Source organism: Bacillus sp. FSL K6-2971 (assembly GCF_038006405.1).
Taxonomy (GTDB): domain Bacteria; phylum Bacillota; class Bacilli; order Bacillales; family Bacillaceae; genus Bacillus; species Bacillus pumilus.
Genome location: NZ_JBBOVD010000001.1, coordinates 3,410,025 through 3,425,395 on the forward strand (window position 1 = coordinate 3,410,025; position 15,371 = coordinate 3,425,395).

The 15,371-nt window shown below is 41.2% G+C and carries 21 protein-coding genes; 6 read left to right on the forward strand and 15 right to left on the reverse strand.

The genetic code is table 11. The annotated features are described in order from the left end of the window. Positions 1–163: 163 nt before the first annotated feature. The 6 genes from smpB to MHI33_RS18295 form a co-directional block, all read right to left on the reverse strand. The gene (gene smpB, locus MHI33_RS18270) at positions 164–634 is read right to left on the reverse strand and encodes an SsrA-binding protein SmpB (RefSeq protein WP_065098009.1); all 471 of its coding nucleotides are present in this window, start codon (positions 632–634) and stop codon (positions 164–166) included. A 139-nt stretch (positions 635–773) separates the two neighbouring features. Beyond that, the gene (gene rnr, locus MHI33_RS18275) at positions 774–3,116 is read right to left on the reverse strand and encodes a ribonuclease R (RefSeq protein WP_065098008.1); all 2,343 of its coding nucleotides are present in this window, start codon (positions 3,114–3,116) and stop codon (positions 774–776) included. Between the two features lie 19 nt (positions 3,117–3,135). Then, positions 3,136–3,882 carry an alpha/beta hydrolase gene (locus MHI33_RS18280; RefSeq protein WP_044138960.1) on the reverse strand — a complete coding sequence of 249 codons (747 nt, stop codon included), beginning with the start codon at positions 3,880–3,882 and terminating at the stop codon, positions 3,136–3,138. Positions 3,883–4,005: 123 nt separating this feature from the next. Then, a complete protein-coding gene (gene secG, locus MHI33_RS18285) occupies positions 4,006–4,239 on the reverse strand; it encodes a preprotein translocase subunit SecG (protein WP_003212746.1) in 234 nt (77 codons plus the stop codon). Positions 4,240–4,425: 186 nt separating this feature from the next. After that, a complete protein-coding gene (locus MHI33_RS18290) occupies positions 4,426–4,716 on the reverse strand; it encodes an AbrB/MazE/SpoVT family DNA-binding domain-containing protein (RefSeq protein WP_044138961.1) in 291 nt (96 codons plus the stop codon). Between the two features lie 26 nt (positions 4,717–4,742). Further along, the gene (locus tag MHI33_RS18295; protein ID WP_106067294.1) at positions 4,743–4,976 is read right to left on the reverse strand and encodes a helix-turn-helix domain-containing protein; all 234 of its coding nucleotides are present in this window, start codon (positions 4,974–4,976) and stop codon (positions 4,743–4,745) included. Between the two features lie 153 nt (positions 4,977–5,129). On the opposite strand from MHI33_RS18295, the gene MHI33_RS18300 reads away from it, so the two are divergent. The 3 genes from MHI33_RS18300 (at position 5,130) to MHI33_RS18310 (ending at position 6,469) form a co-directional block, all read left to right on the forward strand. After that, on the forward strand, positions 5,130–5,534 hold the full coding sequence (locus MHI33_RS18300; protein WP_044138963.1) for a helix-turn-helix domain-containing protein: 405 nt from the start codon (positions 5,130–5,132) through the stop codon (positions 5,532–5,534). Between the two features lie 130 nt (positions 5,535–5,664). Next, positions 5,665–6,066: a helix-turn-helix domain-containing protein gene (locus MHI33_RS18305; protein WP_340913869.1), complete on the forward strand. Its 402-nt coding sequence runs from the start codon at positions 5,665–5,667 to the stop codon at positions 6,064–6,066. An 82-nt stretch (positions 6,067–6,148) separates the two neighbouring features. Next, the gene (locus tag MHI33_RS18310; RefSeq protein WP_044138965.1) at positions 6,149–6,469 is read left to right on the forward strand and encodes a winged helix-turn-helix transcriptional regulator; all 321 of its coding nucleotides are present in this window, start codon (positions 6,149–6,151) and stop codon (positions 6,467–6,469) included. A gap of 80 nt (positions 6,470–6,549) precedes the next feature. Here MHI33_RS18310 and MHI33_RS18315 read toward each other — a convergent pair whose 3' ends face one another. From MHI33_RS18315 to MHI33_RS18330, 4 genes are read right to left on the reverse strand one after another with little or no spacing between them, the layout of a single operon-like run. Continuing rightward, complete coding sequence (locus MHI33_RS18315) at positions 6,550–7,239, reverse strand: ABC transporter permease (protein ID WP_065098005.1); 690 nt, start codon at positions 7,237–7,239, stop codon at positions 6,550–6,552. Between the two features lie 21 nt (positions 7,240–7,260). After that, on the reverse strand, positions 7,261–8,178 hold the full coding sequence (locus MHI33_RS18320) for an osmoprotectant ABC transporter substrate-binding protein (protein WP_340912987.1): 918 nt from the start codon (positions 8,176–8,178) through the stop codon (positions 7,261–7,263). Positions 8,179–8,191: 13 nt separating this feature from the next. Next, a complete protein-coding gene (locus MHI33_RS18325) occupies positions 8,192–8,845 on the reverse strand; it encodes an ABC transporter permease (RefSeq protein ID WP_003213477.1) in 654 nt (217 codons plus the stop codon). A 13-nt stretch (positions 8,846–8,858) separates the two neighbouring features. Next, entirely contained in the window at positions 8,859–10,007 is a 1,149-nt protein-coding gene (locus MHI33_RS18330) for a betaine/proline/choline family ABC transporter ATP-binding protein (RefSeq protein ID WP_282061676.1), read from the reverse strand. 269 nt (positions 10,008–10,276) lie between these two features. On the opposite strand from MHI33_RS18330, the gene MHI33_RS18335 reads away from it, so the two are divergent. Further along, positions 10,277–10,813: a GbsR/MarR family transcriptional regulator gene (locus MHI33_RS18335; protein ID WP_012011291.1), complete on the forward strand. Its 537-nt coding sequence runs from the start codon at positions 10,277–10,279 to the stop codon at positions 10,811–10,813. Between the two features lie 55 nt (positions 10,814–10,868). On the opposite strand, the gene MHI33_RS18340 is transcribed toward MHI33_RS18335, so the two are convergent. Then, positions 10,869–11,501 carry a MarC family protein gene (locus MHI33_RS18340; RefSeq protein WP_340912996.1) on the reverse strand — a complete coding sequence of 211 codons (633 nt, stop codon included), beginning with the start codon at positions 11,499–11,501 and terminating at the stop codon, positions 10,869–10,871. Between the two features lie 117 nt (positions 11,502–11,618). Here MHI33_RS18340 and MHI33_RS18345 point away from each other — a divergent pair, with 117 nt between their 5' ends. Together MHI33_RS18345 and MHI33_RS18350 are read left to right on the forward strand one after the other, a co-directional pair. Next, entirely contained in the window at positions 11,619–12,083 is a 465-nt protein-coding gene (locus MHI33_RS18345) for a hypothetical protein (protein WP_268484135.1), read from the forward strand. 15 nt (positions 12,084–12,098) lie between these two features. Then, entirely contained in the window at positions 12,099–12,563 is a 465-nt protein-coding gene (locus MHI33_RS18350) for a GNAT family N-acetyltransferase (protein ID WP_050944183.1), read from the forward strand. Between the two features lie 22 nt (positions 12,564–12,585). Here the strand turns inward: MHI33_RS18350 and MHI33_RS18355 are convergent, their stop codons facing one another. The 4 genes from MHI33_RS18355 to MHI33_RS18370 are packed head-to-tail and all read right to left on the reverse strand — an operon-like array spanning position 12,586 to position 15,365. Then, positions 12,586–12,867: a hypothetical protein gene (locus MHI33_RS18355; protein WP_340913002.1), complete on the reverse strand. Its 282-nt coding sequence runs from the start codon at positions 12,865–12,867 to the stop codon at positions 12,586–12,588. Next, positions 12,864–13,232: a hypothetical protein gene (locus tag MHI33_RS18360; protein ID WP_340913004.1), complete on the reverse strand. Its 369-nt coding sequence runs from the start codon at positions 13,230–13,232 to the stop codon at positions 12,864–12,866. Before MHI33_RS18360 ends, MHI33_RS18355 begins: the two co-directional genes overlap by 4 nt. Beyond that, complete coding sequence (locus MHI33_RS18365; RefSeq protein WP_340913008.1) at positions 13,229–14,626, reverse strand: hypothetical protein; 1,398 nt, start codon at positions 14,624–14,626, stop codon at positions 13,229–13,231. Before MHI33_RS18365 ends, MHI33_RS18360 begins: the two co-directional genes overlap by 4 nt. Next, a complete protein-coding gene (locus tag MHI33_RS18370) occupies positions 14,598–15,365 on the reverse strand; it encodes an ATP-binding cassette domain-containing protein (protein WP_185107835.1) in 768 nt (255 codons plus the stop codon). The genes MHI33_RS18365 and MHI33_RS18370 overlap by 29 nt, the downstream gene beginning before the upstream one ends. Positions 15,366–15,371: the final 6 nt, after the last annotated feature.

The window sequence follows — 15,371 nt, forward strand, 5'->3', positions numbered from 1 at the left end:
ATACGGGATGGAAACGTTCAGCTTAACTGCTTCCGTATATAACTATTATAACAATCTCATCGCTTGAAACAACTGGTGGTTTCTGTAAGAAAAGCAATGATTGTTTACTGCATAACATATTGTAGCATAATGCTTCCGCTCTCAGCAAGACATCTGCATGAATCTAGAATTGCTTTTGTCGATCACGGAAGGCACGGTCGATTTCACGTTTTGCATCTTTTTTCTTCAGATCTTCACGTTTATCGTATTTCTTTTTCCCTTTACCAATTCCGATCAACACTTTGGCAAAGCCATTTTTTAAATAGAGTTTCAGAGGCACGAGTGAGTAGCCTTCTTCCTTTGTCGCACCAATCAATTTACTGATTTGCTTGCGATGAAACAGCAGCTTTCTCGTTCTCAGCGGATCATGATTATAACGGTTCCCCTGCTCGTATGGGCTCACGTGCATGTTATGAAGAAACACTTCTCCTCGTTCGATTTTGGCAAAAGAATCTTTTAAATTCACTTTTCCTGCACGAATCGATTTGATTTCAGTTCCTTGTAACACAAGGCCAGCTTCAAATGTTTCTTCTATAAAATAGTCATGATTTGCTTTTTTGTTTTGGGAAACAACCTTTCCCTCTCCCTTTGGCATTGGCGTACACCCTCCTTTTGACACAAACACGGTCCAAATCGTACGGATTATTTTATCAAACAATCCAGCTTTAGACAACGCTGACGCTATGTGGTCAAAAAGCAAATAGAGCGTGATGCCCTATTTGCTTTTTGTCACGTTACTTTTTCTTTTTACGCTTTTGTTTTGGTGCGTTATCAAATACGCGTTTTTTCTTTTTCTTCTTCTTACGGCCTGAGAACCAGTCACTTCCGCCTTTATCCTCTTTGGCTTTATCCCCAGAGGCATTTTGGCCTCCGCGCCCTTTTTTCGCTGGTGAATCTGTTCGTTTTTTAAACTTAAAATCTTTTGCCGATTTACGGCGAGTGCCTTTCATACCGACGATTTCAAAATCAATCGAGTGCTCATCTTTATTGACATTCACCACTTTGACTGTGATTTCATCACCGATACGGTAGACATTTCCTGTGCGTTCACCGATCATGGCAAAGTGCTGCTCATCAAAGCGATAGTAGTCGTCTGTCATGTAGCTGACATGGACAAGACCTTCAATTGTATTCGGCAGTTCAACAAATAGTCCGAAGTTCGTCACGGAACTAATCATTCCATCAAACTCTTCACCGATTTTATCAAGCATAAATTCAGCCTTCTTGAGATCATCTGTTTCACGCTCTGCATCAACTGAGCGGCGCTCCATTGTAGACGCATGATCTGCAATTTCAGGAAGCAGCTGGCCCCACTTTTCTAGAGTTGCTTCGTCTGTCTTTTTCTGAATCAAATAGGTTCTGATCAGTCTATGCACAATTAAATCCGGATAACGGCGGATCGGTGATGTGAAATGTGTATAGAATTCCGTTGATAAACCAAAATGACCGATGCTTTCTGGATCATATTTCGCCTGTTTCATCGAACGAAGCATCACAGTTTGTATCACAACTTCTTCTGGTTGATCCCTCACAGCATCAAGTACACTTTGAAGTGCACGCGGGTGGATGTTTGTCGACGTTCCTTTTACAATGTAACCAAACGTTGTCACGAACTCTAAAAAGCGCTGAAGCTTCTCAGGATTTGGTTCTTCGTGAATTCGATAGATGAAAGGTACATTCAACCAGTGGAAATGCTCTGCAACCGTTTCGTTTGCAACAAGCATGAATTCTTCAATTAATTTCTCTGCGACAGAACGCTCACGAACGACAACTTCTTTCGCCGCTCCTTCATCATCTACAAGCACTTTTGCTTCCTTGAAGTCAAAGTCTACTGCCCCGCGCTCCATTCGTTTTTCGCGAAGAATCTCTGCAAGCTTCTCCATTTCTTGGAACATTGGCACAAGCGGCTCGTATTTGTCTATAAGCTCTTCGTCTTGATCGACTAAAATCTTATTCACATCAGTATAGGTCATTCTTTCCGTCGTTTTGATCACACTTTGGAAAATCTCGTGTTTGACGACCTTCCCATTTCGATCAATGACCATTTCACAAGACAGCGTGAGACGATCGACCTTCGGATTCAATGAGCAAATACCGTTTGACAGGCGGTGAGGGATCATCGGAATGACGCGGTCTACGAGATACACACTCGTTCCACGCTCATAAGCTTCCTGATCAATGGGGGAATTCTCTGTGACATAATGAGAGACATCTGCAATATGCACCCCTAGCTTATATTTGCCATCATCCAGCTTTTGCACCGTAACGGCATCATCTAAGTCCTTCGCATCTGCTCCGTCAATGGTTACAATCGTTTCGTTGCGTAAGTCACGTCTGCCTTCTAGGTCTTTTTCATCAATCGTTTCAGGTGTGTCTACTGCCTGCTGAAGCGCTTCTTCAGGGAACTCCCCTGGCAGGCCGTGTTTATGAATGATTGATAGTATATCAATGCCAGGGTCATTTTTATGACCAAGAATTTCAGTCACTTCGCCCTCTGCACTCATTCTTCCTTCTGGGTAGCTAGTCAGCGTCACGACCACTTTATGCCCTTCGACCGCTCCATTTTTAGCGGATTTCGGGATGAAGATATCGGTTGTGATTTTTTTATCATCAGGAATGACAAAGCCATAGCTTTTCGTTTCTGTGTAGGTACCGACAACCGTCTGAGTATTACGCTCCAGAATTCGGATGACCGTCCCTTCTTTTTTTGTGCCGTTTGATTTGTGACTGACACGAACCATGACCGTATCACCATTCATCGCTGTGCCTAGCTCATTAGGTGGAATGAAAATATCATCCTGTCCAAACTCTTCTGGTGTCACAAATGCAAAACCTTTTGCATGAGCAGACAGCTTCCCTTTTACCAAGTTCATTTTTTCTGGTACACCGTAGCGATCGCTGCGCGTGCGAACGATGAGCCCTTGATCTTCCAGGATCACAAGTGCTTTGACGAGCTCTTTATAATCATCAGGATTGGTAATCTCCATCATCACTTCCAGCTCTTGAACGGTTAACGGTTTATACGCTTCATCTTTCATAAAAGCGAGTAATTCATTCATAAATTCTTCTTTTTGCACACTCTAACCCCCTATATATTTAAACTGACCAATCAAGTGATTCTAAGAATGCATATACATCCTGATGAACCTTCTCGCGCTCTTTATCAAGCGTGATCGCATGGCCTGATTCTTCATACCATTTCAAATGCTTTTGATCTGTCTCTACTTCGTTGTAAATGATATTCGCACTGTCTGTATTAATCATATGATCGTGACGTGCCTGAACAACAAAAGTAGGTGAATAAATCATGTCGACATTGTTTCTAACATCTGCAATGAGTTCTTGCAGGCTCCTCAGTGTATCCATTGGCGTTTTCTTGAACTCTTCCATTTCCTGTTCAATTTGCTCCTCTGACTTACCCTCAAATTTCTTATAGTTACGGGCATATTCTAGTACACCCTGATACATGACTTCTTCACTTTTTATGTACATAGGTGCACACATAGGTACAATTCCCTTTACAGGTACAGTGTAACCTAATTTCAATGAAAAAACTCCTCCGAGGGATAGGCCGCAAACCGCAATTTCCTCATAGCCTTCATCTTTTAAGAATTGATAGCCTTCTTCTACATCTTTCCACCAGTCATCAGGGCCTGAATGGACAAGCTCTTCTGGCGGCACACCGTGTCCTTTATATTGTGGTGCATGACACGTATACCCTCTTTCGTTCAAATAACGGCCAAGCATTCGAACATCGGCTGTATTCCCAGTAAAACCGTGAAGAAGAAGCACCGCCTTTTCTCCACCTTTAAACGTAAATGGTTTTGGTGTAACAACTTTCATGATGTGACTTCCTTTCCTTCCGATATGGTTTATATTTTCCACTTGTATGTATGAAACAAAACAAAAGAGTGCTGATAATAAAAAAAGGTCTGAAAAAAGATCAGACCTTCTGTTACTCGCGCTTTACACGCCTAAATATGCCAATGCAAGTGTTAAGATGAAGAAAAGCACTGACAAAATAACCGTTAAACGGTGAAGTATCAAGTCAAGACCTCTCGCTTTTTGCTTACCGAAAAGCTGCTCGGCTCCACCTGAAATAGCGCCTGACAGTCCAGCACTTTTACTAGATTGTAACAATACAACGATGATAAGTGCGATACTGACAATTACGAGTAATGTGATAACAAATGCGTGCATGAAAACACCTCCAGACAAACTGGTACACATAACTTTATTTTACATGAAAACAAGGTGCATGTCACGAAACATCAAAATAAAGATTCCCTCTATATTGTCGACTTTATTTGTTATTTTGATTCAATTTCATTCCAAAGAGTAGTATGCAGCATTTTTTATATGCAATTTTCGGTTAAAAACACGTTTTTAACGGGTTGCTTCTTCTTTCAATAGCTGTTTTAATTCTACTAACAAACGTTCAGCTCCTTCAAGACTCAGCATCACTTTCCCATTTCCATAGCTTTTGTTATACTTCGTCACTTGTCCAGTTAACAGGCAGCTCTTATCTGCATCATATTTTTTCAGCATAATGGTTTGATCTTCAATGAAAATTTCTAAAAGCTGCTCTTCTTTAATATTGAGTACCTTGCGCATTTCTGAAGGCAGAACAATTCTGCCTAGTGAATCAATATGTCTGACCATCCCAGTTCTTTTCAACGACATTGCCTCCTTGATCATTTTGTTCATTGACTTTTGTCAACATCTTCATAGTAAAATAGATCTTCAAATTTTTTATCAAAGTAATGAATCATTTTGCCAATGACAAGCTGGCCTGGTTTCCGATGACCATTTAATACCCTGCTGAGTGTGGCAGGAGAAATGCCAATTTCATCAGCGAGCTGATTTAAAGACATATCGTTTTCGATCATATACTGCATGACAAAAGTCCGCCTGATCTGAATCTTTTCGACCATCATTACAACCTCCTATGGAATCAATATGTACAACGTGTAGGTGCTCACATGAAACAGATCCATTAACTTAAGTCAACACTTTTACCCCTCTGCTATTTCCTTTGGTCAATGATCATACTAAAATAAGTCATATACTGAAATGTGAGGTTCGATGTCATGAATCACTTTGGTGAACAATTACGCATTTTAAGAGAAAATAGAAAAATGTCTGTCAATCAACTCGCCATGTATTCAGGTGTAAGCGCTGCTGGTATTTCTCGTATTGAAAATGGAAAGCGTGGTGTGCCGAAGCCTTTAACCATAAAAAAATTAGCACACGCCTTGAAGGTGCCTTATGAGGATTTAATGCTGCTTGCCGGTCATATTGAACAGGAACAAGTTCATGAAATGAAACCAAAATATGAATCCGTGTTGAAAATCTATCAAACGGCGCTTCAAAAGGATGTAGAACATCTTCCCATTTTTGACGGAGACCTATGGGAAAGGCTATCCGCACAAGACATCAGCCAGCTGAATGAATACTTTCTCACGCTCATCAACCAAAAAAAGACGAACAAATAGCGGGGCATAACCCTAAGATACATTCACTATTAACTAATGTCAATATTTTCATGGTATACTTGTTGCCAATAGTCAACAAATCAAGTAAAATAGACATATCTAATCTATAACCATGTGAGGTTTTGCCTTGATGAACTTTGGTGCATACTTAAGAGCATTACGTGAGGAAAAGAAGCTGTCAGTGAACCAATTAGCGATGTATTCAGAGGTCAGTGCTGCTGGTATTTCTCGTATTGAAAATGGGAAACGCGGCATTCCGAAGCCTCCTACGATAAAAAAACTAGCCGGTGCATTAAAGGTCCCTTATGAGGAAATGATGCAGGCTGCGGGCTATATTGAGGAAGCCTCTTCTGTCCATCAGCTGAAGGAAGAGGAAATTGCATTATCCAAAATAAAGGAAGCCGCAACGCAATATGAACTTGGTGATCTCGAGCTATTTGATGGAGACATTTGGTCAACTCTTTCGAAAAAAGAAATAAAAGATCTTAACCGCTATCTGTTATTTATATTAAACAGCCGTTCGTCATCATAGAATGTTTTGATCATTGACAAGCTTTTAGAGCTGATTTATGACAAATTTACGGTATAATGAGTTCAGATTGGAGTGAAGAAAGATGAATCAATCTGACATATGCCCGCGGTTTGAAAAAGCAGTTGAGTTATTGAGTAAACGCTGGGTTGCACTGATTGTTTTTCAGCTTCTCTCAAGTCCGCAGCGCTTTAGTGAAATTGAGGCCGCTCTGACAAATTTAAGCGGAAGAGTATTATCTGAGAGATTAAAAGAGCTGGAAGCAGCAGGCATTGTAAAACGGGAGGTTTTTGCTGAAACACCCGTGCGTATTGAGTATTCTTTAACTGATATGGGGCGTTCCCTTGCACCCGTTTTTGAGGAAATTTCGAAGTGGTCTACTGAATGGATCACGCTCGAATCATAAAATAACCGCATGTGAACTGCCTGATCATTATAAAACAACCTCCCTTACAGATGTAAGGGAGGTTTTGTCTTTTCAACCGCTTAAGCAGATGTCATGTTTTTTTCAGCTAATGCTTTTCTTTCTTTTTTCTTGTTCGTTGGGCTTAAATAGCGTTCAAGCCAGCCCATGACTAGGTCAGCGATAATAGCCATGAGTGCAGTTGGAATAGCGCCTGCTAAAATGATGGCTGTTCCGTTTGTGGCGTTTGATCCTCTGATGATGATATCACCTAGACCTCCTGCACCAACAAATGTCCCAATCGCTGTAATGCCGATGGCGATGACCAGTGCAGTTCTTAAACCAGCCATAATAACTGATAAAGCAAGCGGTAATTCAACCATTCTCAGCACTTGCCATTTCGTCATGCCCATCGCTTTACCCGCTTCTAAATAAGCATGTTCAATGCTGACAATTCCTGTATACGTGTTGCGGATGATCGGCAGAAGCGAATACAGAAAGAGTGATAAGATGACTGTATTTGCGCCAAGTCCTAACACGAGCATCAACACGGAAAGCATCGCTAACGCCGGTATGGTTTGAATGACGTTGGTAATGGCGAAGATCCAATTGCTCAGCTTACGGTAATGCGCCACAAAGATGCCTACTGGAATTCCGACTATCGCCGCAAACAGCACCCCATACGCTGACATGAGAAAATGCCGATAAAATTCTTCTAACACATATGAACCGTTCTGCTGATAATACGTCCATAATTGCTGCAGTGTGTCCATCAGCCGTGACACCTCCCCATCTTACTCAAAGTAATTGTGCTTTTCCAGGAAATTCTTCGCAACGGTGGCTGGTTCTTGAAGCTCTCCGTCGACTTGATAGTTCAACTCTTGCATTTGTTCTGTATCAATTTTTCCGATCAGTCTGTTGATCACCTTATCAAGCCCTGGGTTCTCTTTTAAAACTTTTTCCGGGACAACGGGCGATGCATCATATGGCGGGAAAAACCGCTTATCATCTTTTAAGATTTTGAGGTTATAGGCTTTGATTCGTCCATCTGTTGAATAGGCAAGCACAATATCCATTTTTTCATTTTTTAATGCATCGTAGACTAAACCAATCTGCATTGGATACGTGCTTCCAAATTCAATTCCGTATGTTTTCACGAATCCTTCATACCCGTCGCCTTTCTTTTTGAGCCATATATTATCGACACCCAACCGGTAATTCTTCGCATTCTTTTTCAAGTCAGAGACCGTTTCTAACTTGTTTTCCTTCGCCATCTTTTGCGTCACGGCAAAGGCATACGTATTATCAAAGCCATAGGAATCAAACCATTTGTAATCATAGCGTTTCTTAAATTCTTTTTGGACGATTTCCATTGCACGCTCCGGGTCTTTTTCCGCATCCATTCCAAGCGTACTTGTCAAATCTGTCCCTGTATATCTTGTCGCCGAAATGTCGATATCACCGTTTTCCATTGCTTTCTGCTGTACGGTATTGGAGCCTAAGTTTTTCACAATCGTTGTCTTTTTATCTGTGTAATGTTCGATGATTTCGCTAACCATATAGGCCATTATTTCTGATTCGGTAAAGTTTTGTGCTCCCACCCGCAGCGTATTGCCTGAGGAGCCGGCTAGTCCAGGAAGTGAACAGCCGCTTATCAATAGCAAGCATCCGGCAAGCAGTGCACTGATCCATTTTGTTTTTCGATTTTTCACATAAGCCAACTCCTTATGAAACTTCCTTCAATCCTTTTAAGCCTTCTGGTGTTACTTTTTTCTCCAGCTTCATCAATGTAAAGTCAATGATAACCGCTAAAATAGTGACTGGGATGGCACCTGCAATAATGTATTCCGGCTGGTATAGCTGAAGTCCAATCAAAATGTAGTCACCAAGACCGCCTCCACCGATAAAAGCAGCAAGTGTTGTCCAACCAATTAAATAAATCGTTGACGTTCGGACACCTGCCATAATGATCGGTACAGCAAGCGGAAGTTCCACAAGACGAATTTGCTCCCATGTCGTCATGCCGATCCCTTTACCGGATTCAAGCAGATTTTTGTTCACACCTTGGACGCCGGCATACGTATTTCTCAAAATAGGCAATACCGAATAGAAAAAGAGAGCAACGATTGCAGGTATTTTCCCAACCCCCAAAATAGGAATAAAAAATGCAAGAATCGCTAAACTAGGGAGTGTTTGAAAGATATTCACGACACCGATGACAAAGCCTGCGCCTCGTTTCATTCGCGTGAGAACGACGCCTAAAGGAACGGCAACGATAATTCCTAGCACGACAGCGATTAAGGAAATATATAAATGCTCCCACATTTTTGTGAGGAGTTCCCCACCATTTTTCTCTAGAAAATCGATGATTTGATCCATGTGTCCACCTCCCTTAGTTCATTTCAATGGCAGACGCTGGCGTATCGTCTCCCCAAATGGAGTCGTACACAACATCTACAAGACTTGCCCGTGTCACAATGCCTTTTAAATGCCCTTTGGCATCGACAACCGGTACATATTTAATACCGCGTATTAAGATTTTCCGAACGGTGTCTCTGAGAAGTGCGCCTTCTTGTACAGTATAGAACTCTGTATTTAGGATCTCACCAACGAAAGCCGCTTTTCTGCGGTTCGCATCAATTGTTTCAATATCGATATAGCCTTTTAACACATCATGTTCGTCTACTACAAGCAAGGAATCGACCCGCTTTTCTCTCATGATGTAGATGGCATCAGTCAACGTTTGTTCGACTGTAATGGTGACTGGTGACGTGTTCATCATTTGTTCTACACGTTCCATATTCGGATTTGATTGAAGCAGGCGTTCTTTTCCGATGAATTCTTCTACGAACTCGTTGGCTGGGTTACGCAAAATATCTTCAGGTGTGCCTACTTGGACAATCTCTCCATCTTTTAAAATCACAATTCGGTCAGCCAGTTTAATCGCTTCATCCATGTCATGTGTGACGAATACGATGGTTTTATTTAACGTTTTTTGCAGTTTCTTAAATTCTTCCTGCAATGTATCTCGTGTAATTGGATCAAGTGCACCAAATGGTTCGTCCATGAGGATCAGAGGGGGTTCTGCTGCCAGTGCGCGAAGAACTCCGATGCGCTGCTGCTGTCCTCCACTGAGTTCATGAGGATAGCGCTCTAAAAATTCTGGGCCCATGTCGACGAGCTTCAGCAGTTCGCGTGCTCGTTCCTTCCGTTTTTCTTCCGGCCATTTTAAGAGCTTCGGCACAAGTGAGATGTTTTGCGCGATGGTCATATGGGGGAACAGTCCAATTTGCTGAATCACATAACCGATTTTTCTTCTTAATTGAACTGGATCTTTTTTCATAATATTTTCTCCCTCGATAAAAATGTTTCCTGAGGAAGGTTCGATGAGTCGGTTGATCATCTTCATGGTTGTGGTCTTACCACAGCCACTCGGTCCAATAAAACAAATAAATTCTCCTTTTGCTATGTCTAAATCAATATTTTTGACAGCTTTTTTTCCACCTTTATACGTCTTAGATACATTCTCTAGTTTCAGCAAATGAGACACCTCCAATTAGTTGGATCTATATATTCAGAAAATTTACACCTTATTCATTATAGTGCAAACTTTATAAAATAAAAAGTTTATAATGTGTTTGTATTGCATAACATTTATATAAAATTTTCAGTTAACGCCGTAATATCTAGATATCTCTCCTTTTTCCTCCAAATTACTAGCAATTACTCAATATTTATTGTTTTCATCAACAAACAGGTATATGATATATTGTGTTACAAATTGTCAGTCGTGAAGGGATGAAGCGGGGAGTGGACAAGCAAGCGCTAGGCGCCATTCAAAAAGCACAGGATCATTATATTGAAAAAGCTGCAGAGAACATGAATGCCTTTGGTCTTTCTTCTACAGTGGGTAGAGTGCTTGGTATCATTCACATGAACCGTAAACCAATGACGCTGGAAGAGCTATCAGAGGCGACCGGCATGAGCAAAACGAGGATGAGTCAAGTCGTTCGAGAAATGCTTGATTTAAATATTGCGGAAAAGGTTTATGAAAAAGGAATACGTAAAGATCTTTATGATGTTGAGCAAGATCAATACCAAACGTTTATTTCATTGTTTGCAGCCAATTGGACACGTGTTGTCAGTAAAAACCGTAAAGCACATAAGAAAACGTGCAAGGAATTGCAAGAGCTGCTTGAACAGGAAGATTTACCAGAAGAAACAGAGGATAAAATCAATCTGCTTCTTTCAGAAATCAAGGAAAGTCTTGATTACTATGATTGGATTAGCCGCTTAATTGAGTTCTTTGAAAGTGAAGAAGTATTTAAGCATGTGCCGAAACCTTAAAAAAAGCTGTTTTATTTTACATCATTGTAGAAAAAAACAGCTTTTTTATATACACTTATGACATAAACATCGGAAACATCCCTTTTAAGCCTGCGCCGATCATTTCAACTGCCACTATAGCCAGAATTAATCCCATCAAACGTGTCACGACATTCATCTCTGTTTTCCCCATTTTTCGCATAATAAAACTTGAATAATGAAAGGCATAATACGTCATGGCAAGAACGATGACAATGCCGATTAGAATCGAAAACATGTGGAGCATCCCTTGACTTCCCGGGGTTAAACTCATCACTGTAGCGATTGTACCGGGACCAGCGATGATCGGAATGGCGAGCGGCGTAACGGAGATATCTGACTTCTCTTTGCTTTCTGCCTTTTCCTCCGAATGAGGATTTTGGACGTGTGATTCTTTTGCATTCAGTAAATTGTAAGCGATACCAAAAATAAAAATACCACCAGCGATGCGGAGTGCATGAATATCGATCCCAAACAATTTGAAAATGAGCCTGCCTGCCAATAGAAAGGCAATCAAAATAATAAAAGAGACCACGGTGGCTTTTTTGGCTGTCTGGGAGCGCTCTTTTTCTGTATAGCCCTCTGTTAAGGTGATGAAAAGAGGTACGTTTCCTATGGGGTTTGATACAGCAAATAATGAGACGACAACATGAATCATAAAGGAAATCAACAGACACCCTCCTTTTTGCATAGTGTCTGCCATTCTGATGTGAATATGCCCTTGTGATGTTAAAACCTGTATATCTTTAACCGATGATAATAGTGGTTTAAAGAAAGGGGTTCACACATGAAGAAAACAATGACGATCATTCTTCTTTCTGTAGCAGTTATTGCCTTAGGTGGCTGGATTGTTTGGCAGCAGCAGACCATCGAAAAAGCAGAGAAAACACACCAGCAAGAAAGCAAAACGAGCGATCTGAAGCTCTCGCAGTTAACATCAGATCAAACAGATATGAAGCATAAAAACGATGAACAAAAAAAGCAAATAGCCACCGTCACAAAAAAGCTCAAAAAAGAAAAGAAAGCCTATGAAAAAGAGGTCAAACAGCGTAAAGCGCTTGAGATAAAAGTCGACCAGCTTCAAAAAGAGCTGACGGCAGCAAAAGCCACTGCTCAAGCAAATAAGCAGACCACTCAATCTACAAGGAAACCAACTGTCAAAAAAGACCCGAATGTCACTCATCATCCTCCCTCTCAGTGGGTACAGGACCAATATGATTGGGGCGTGAAACAAGGGTATATTAAAGAATAGAAAGGATGAAAAAATGTGATACAGATTCGGCCATTATCTCATGATCAATCTCTCCCTATGGATCTTTTACTATTAGCTGATCCTTCAAAGGAAAAGGTTCTCGCTTATGTGCAATCCGGCTCTTGTTATGCCGCCTTTCATGAACAGGAAGTGATTGGTGTCTATGTGCTATCATCGCTCTCTCAGCATTCAGTGGAAATCATGAATGTTGCTGTGAAGGAGTCATGGCAAGGAAGGGGAATTGGGAAGCAGCTGATCCGCCATGCGATCGCTGAAGCGAAAGCCACTGGTTTTCATACGATTGAAATCGGCACAGGCAACTCGAGTATTCAGCAGCTCGCACTTTATCAAAAATGCGGCTTCCGCCTAACGTCGATCGATCGCGATTTCTTCCTTAAGCATTATGATGAACCAATTTATGAAAACGGGATTCAGTGTATGGATATGGTACGGCTGTCTCTCACATTTCAAGCAGACTGACTATTTGTTCAGCCTGCTTTTTTTATGCTCTTCGCTTCTTCATAGCATGAATCACATATTGAATGAAAAAATAAAGCCCAGCGCCAGCTAAAAAGCAGACAACGCATCCAAAAAGCGTCGCCTCAGAGCTGAATTGATACTCTTCAATTTTCATATTATAAAATGGCATGCCAAACAGCGTTGGACTTGATTCAATATGATTGACCTCTAGCAGCAGTAAAAAGACAGGGGTCATAAACACAGAAAATATATACAGCATCGCAAGTGTTAAGCCGCTAGAAAACGAATGAAATACTTTGATCATCTCTTTCTCTCCTTCATCTCTTTTAAACTGGCTGTGATATTTTTCCCGTCTGGGCAAGCTGGATGCAGCATCACAGTGTTCAGTAAAGAAAAAAACAGCAGCTGATGACTCACCGGATGCTTCCACATTAAAAAAAGCACAATCGAGCAGAGCACCGGAAACAGCGGACCCGCAAGTGCCACCATCAGATTAAAGCTCGGCCGGGAAAATGTCTCATGGACGATCGCCACATGCTTCCAATCAATCGTGACCACAAAATCAAAGAGCGGTCTTTTTTCAATTTTGTTGCACACCATGACCATCAGCATATGACCGAGTTCATGAATGAGCACAACCGCTAGTAAACTAATGACAAGCCCCATCATCGCAATATCGGCCTTTTTAACATCACTGCATATATACAACTGAAAAAAGCAAGTGAACCAAGCAGATAAGCGGTGGCAAGAAGAAACATATTAGCTGACAGCCACTCTAATAAAAGCATATCGATGAAGCTGAATACAGCAATCATCATCACGATGACAAACAGTTTATTAAAATCACTGATTTTCACGACAAACCCCGTACAGGCTGCCATGACGGTCATGAATAAAATAGACAAACTCGCCAAGCCATGACCTTCACTTTCAATACCGATCACCAAATAAGCAAGGCCAATATACACAAAATAAATGAGTAAATTGATTGTGTAATAAAATAAAATTCTTGACAATATATACGCGCCCTTTGATGTATTTAACATAAAGATGGCCCGTTGATTGAGATGATATTCTCTACCAATCATCAGTGGAAGCATGATCAATATTTCCTTTAACGCAAACTGCACAATAAAGGCATACAGCCATCCAGTTTCTTCCGGCGTAAAAACAAATGGCAGCCCAATCGTCAAACAAACGAGAAAGAGGAACAAAATGCTTTGTTCTTTAAAAACAGCTGATCGAATGAAATAGACCATTTCCTGCCGCAGGTGCGTCAGAAAGGAAGAATACGTCCTGATTTTCTGGTAAGAGAACGACTTTATCTCTGTTTTCAGCTGCAAAAACATTTGATGAACATAGCAAGCTGCTAAGCCCTTCACCCACAGCCAGCCAGCGCTTAGAAGAATCACCAGCAACGTCAGATAGACAGCCGGCCATACATGGATCATCTCCACTGCTTTTTGAAAAAGAAGAAATATGAGTACTTGAAGTGCCGCAAAGCCGATTGTTTGTAGCAGTAAATGCTCCTTTGTTTTTGATACGAAATGACTTACACCGATCCGCATTAGCATCCATGAAGAGAGCGTATAAAGTGCCAATATGCCGCATGTGATGCAAACAACGATGATCCAATACAGAGATGGGGTGACACCCGTGATCAAAAGACCTAATACAATCGGTAAAAAAAGTAATCCAGCCATGAGGAAGCAAAAAAGCACTGGAAAGAAATACGCACAAAGGACAAAGGGTACACTTTGTATCGCACTGTTCAAAAAGTAGAATTGATATTCTTGGCGCTTCAGTTTATTGCGGGATAACACAATCCCTGCTCCTAATAGTAAGAGCGACATTTTGACAAATTGGAGGTATAGCGCAGCTGGCTCACTTTCACCTGCCTGCATGTAAAAGCGCAGGCTGATGACAACGTATATTGCATAGATGAGCAAGAAAAAAACGGCAGCTGCGAGAAGCTGCAAAGGATACTTTTTTCCAAGCTGCTTTCCTTTCGTTGTCAGCATGCCCCATTCGATTTTATGAAGAACGTGTCGTGTCCAAATCATTGAGTAACCTCTCCACCTGCATATAGTAATCTCGATTTACTTCTTTATAAATCTCTTCAAGTGCCTGATGAGGAAATGTCTCATTCGTTTCTTGGCGGGACATATTCAGCTTCACGTCACCATTTCTTAAGATCATGAGATGATCATATAATGTATCACCAAAGCTCAAATGATGAGTTGAAATCAGGATGCCAGCGCCTTGATCTCTCAGCTTCATGAGCACATTTTTTAAGATGATCATCATATCTGGATCAAGTCCGTTCGTTGGCTCGTCGAACACATAATAATCACATGGTCTGAGAAGCTGCGAAATGATCTGTGTTTTTTTTTGATTGCCATGGGACAGCTGAGCGATTGGCTGATCCATATACGGACTCAGCTCAAACAAATCGGTGAATGTCTCTTCTCGTGTGACATCTTTCTCATTTGGCAGCTGAAGTAATTGAAAGTATTCCCTCGGTGTTAAATAATCGAACAACGCATGATCGTCAGAAATATAGGAAACATGTTTTTTCAAAAGGGAAATATGAGCTGAGGATTGAAGGTTCAGCTGTTCACCATGTAAGGAAACGTATCCAGTAAATGGCGTCAGCCCAAACATAGCTTGAATCATCGTTGTCTTTCCTGCACCATTATGCCCTAAAAGAAGCATCGTCTGGCCTTTCTCCACGTTCATTTGAATATTACGGAGAGAGAAGGTGCGGCTATACGTTTTTTCTTGTAATTGTAGTGACAGCATCATATC

Excerpts from the sequence above, each read along its gene's own strand:
- smpB (WP_065098009.1), bottom strand. The coding sequence starts at position 634 with ATGCCAAAGGGAGAGGGAAAGGTTGTTTCCCAAAACAAAAAAGCAAAT.
- MHI33_RS18280 (WP_044138960.1), bottom strand. The coding sequence starts at position 3,882 with ATGAAAGTTGTTACACCAAAACCATTTACGTTTAAAGGTGGAGAAAAG.
- secG (WP_003212746.1), bottom strand. The coding sequence starts at position 4,239 with ATGCACGCATTTGTTATCACATTACTCGTAATTGTCAGTATCGCACTT.
- MHI33_RS18295 (WP_106067294.1), bottom strand. The coding sequence starts at position 4,976 with ATGATGGTCGAAAAGATTCAGATCAGGCGGACTTTTGTCATGCAGTAT.
- MHI33_RS18300 (WP_044138963.1), top strand. The coding sequence starts at position 5,130 with ATGAATCACTTTGGTGAACAATTACGCATTTTAAGAGAAAATAGAAAA.
- MHI33_RS18305 (WP_340913869.1), top strand. The coding sequence starts at position 5,665 with ATGAACTTTGGTGCATACTTAAGAGCATTACGTGAGGAAAAGAAGCTG.
- MHI33_RS18310 (WP_044138965.1), top strand. The coding sequence starts at position 6,149 with ATGAATCAATCTGACATATGCCCGCGGTTTGAAAAAGCAGTTGAGTTA.
- MHI33_RS18315 (WP_065098005.1), bottom strand. The coding sequence starts at position 7,239 with ATGGACACACTGCAGCAATTATGGACGTATTATCAGCAGAACGGTTCA.
- MHI33_RS18325 (WP_003213477.1), bottom strand. The coding sequence starts at position 8,845 with ATGGATCAAATCATCGATTTTCTAGAGAAAAATGGTGGGGAACTCCTC.
- MHI33_RS18345 (WP_268484135.1), top strand. The coding sequence starts at position 11,619 with ATGAAGAAAACAATGACGATCATTCTTCTTTCTGTAGCAGTTATTGCC.
- MHI33_RS18355 (WP_340913002.1), bottom strand. The coding sequence starts at position 12,867 with ATGATCAAAGTATTTCATTCGTTTTCTAGCGGCTTAACACTTGCGATG.
- MHI33_RS18360 (WP_340913004.1), bottom strand. The coding sequence starts at position 13,232 with ATGATGGGGCTTGTCATTAGTTTACTAGCGGTTGTGCTCATTCATGAA.
- MHI33_RS18365 (WP_340913008.1), bottom strand. The coding sequence starts at position 14,626 with ATGATTTGGACACGACACGTTCTTCATAAAATCGAATGGGGCATGCTG.
- MHI33_RS18370 (WP_185107835.1), bottom strand. The coding sequence starts at position 15,365 with ATGCTGTCACTACAATTACAAGAAAAAACGTATAGCCGCACCTTCTCT.